Source organism: Pseudoflavonifractor sp. An85, from assembly GCF_002161235.1.
GTDB lineage: Bacteria > Bacillota > Clostridia > Oscillospirales > Oscillospiraceae > Enterenecus.
The window spans coordinates 1-2,150 of the sequence record NZ_NFHE01000079.1 but is presented as its reverse complement, the minus strand read 5'-3'; the positions used below and the strand labels follow the sequence as shown (position 1 = coordinate 2,150).

Annotated in this window: 2 protein-coding genes; both read left to right on the top strand. The window is 54.2% G+C overall.

Going from position 1 to position 2,150, the window contains the following annotated elements; all coding sequences use genetic code 11:
• The first annotated feature begins 951 nt into the window (after positions 1 to 951).
• Positions 952 to 1,575, top strand: coding sequence for a hypothetical protein (locus B5G37_RS14330; RefSeq protein WP_087258933.1), 624 nt, complete (start codon positions 952 to 954; stop codon positions 1,573 to 1,575).
• Positions 1,576 to 1,578: 3 nt separating this feature from the next.
• The coding region (locus B5G37_RS14325; protein WP_242962904.1) for a DUF859 domain-containing protein at positions 1,579 to 2,150 on the top strand (572 nt) is incomplete at its 3' end.

Here is a 2,150-nt window from a genome sequence, read left to right as displayed (position 1 = left end):
GGAACTAGCGGATTCAGTACCACTAATGCCTCAGGAAAGCTGTATATTGGCCAGTATGTGGACTACACATCCAGCGATTCTACCGACCCCACCAAGTACGCCTGGACGAAAATCAAGGGTGATAAGGGTGACACTGGTTCTGCTGGAGTGGGAGTCAAGAGTGTGGACGTGCAATACTACCTATCCACCAGCTCCACCTCCCTCACTGGTGGCAGCTGGTCCACCACCGCCCCGGCCTGGGTCAACGGGAAATACATGTGGAGCAAGACGGTGACAACCCTCACCAACGGCGGTGTGGAGGAGAGTAAGCCGGTGTGCATCACAGGTGCGAAAGGATCGACAGGAAGTACTGGAGCAACAGGAACAGGGGTATCCTCAATTACTGAAGAGTATTATCTCTCCACTTCTAAAACCACTCAGACTGGCGGCTCATGGACCACCACACCTCCGACTTGGAGTAGTGGGAAGTATGTTTGGACACGCAACAAGATTGTATATACGAACCCTGCGAGCACCAAGTACACTACTCCGATTTGCGACTCAAGTTGGGAGGCCGTGAATGAAATCGAGGTTGGAGGGAGGAATCTGCTCAAGAACAGTGAAACGTACTCCTTGACAGGATCGGATACGCCAACGGTTACAACCAGAGAGCGAGGAAAATTTACTACGCTCACTACTGCCTATGGTAATGCGTATAATTGGGTACAAACATATTACTCGATTCCGCTAAGTGAAATAGGCGAATATCTTGGCGAGCATAACACCTATTCGCTTGACGTTAAGATTACGGGTTCGTTTACGAATCTGCAGGCAGGTGTAGATTTCAGAACAGGAACAACAAAAAGCAATCAAATCATAATAAAAATTCCATCTGACTGTCCTAAAGATGTGTGGTTTCGAATTAGTGGAACACTTCCTACAGATATTCCATCTGATAGAAATAGATCTTTAATGATATTTAGTTGGGGTGCCTCAACCATTGGATCGGTAGTCGAATACCGTAATCACAAATTTGAAAAAGGCAACAAAGCCACCGACTGGACGCCTGCGCCCGAGGACACACAGGGCGAAATTGACGACCTGAAGGACACCACGGCCAACCAGGGCCAGATCATTCAGAGCCAGGAATCTCGCCTGTCCGACTTGGAGATCAACACCAACGCCATCACCGCCACGGTGCAGCGGGTGCAGAGCGAGACCCAGACCTCTCTGGACGGGGTGGAGCAGTCGTTGCAGGAGCTCAGCGAGCAGGTCAGCCTCTCCCTCACCTCGGACCAGGTGAACATTGCCATCGAGAAGAAACTCTCGGAGGGGGTGGAGACGGTGAAAACCTCCACCGGATTCACCTTTGACGAGGAAGGGCTCACGGTGAGCAAGACCGGCTCCGAGATGTCCACCAAGGTCACTGAGGACGGCATGGAGGTCAGCCAAAACAACACCCCGGTTTTGGTGGCGGATTCTCAGGGAGTGGAGGCCAAAAACCTTCACGCCAGCACCTATCTCATCATCAGCGGAAAAGCCAGACTGGAAGCATACGGGACAGACCGGGTGGCCTGTTATTGGATCGGAGGATGACCCATGGCACTATCAGGAAGTTTAACCACCAACGCCTACGGCGGGGTGCGCTCCCTCACACTCACCTGGAGCGCCACCCAGTCGGTGAGCGGCAACACATCCACCGTCAACTGGACCTTGTCCGGGTCCGGGTCCACGGCCAACAACAACCCGTGGTACATGACGGGGCCTACCAAAGTGGTCATCGACGGCACCCAAGTCCATTACTCCACCAGCCGCATCCAGCTGCGCAGCGGCACGGTGGTGGCCTCGGGCAGCCGCACCATCACCCACAACAGCGACGGAGCAAAGACCTTTAGCATCCGTATCGAGGGCGCCATCTACACCACGTCGGTGAACTGCACGGCGGAGCAGAGTTTCACCCTCAATCAGATCCCCAGGGGGGCCACCATCACCAGCGCCCCCAACTTCAAGGACACGGATTCTCCCAAAATCGAGTTTTCCAATCCGGCGGGTGGCACCTTGCAGGTGGGTGTATTCACCGTGGACGGAGATACCACCCTGGCGGCGTATCGCACCGCCACCGGCAGCTCCTACACCTTCACCTTTACCAGCACGGAAAAGGCCAATCTGCA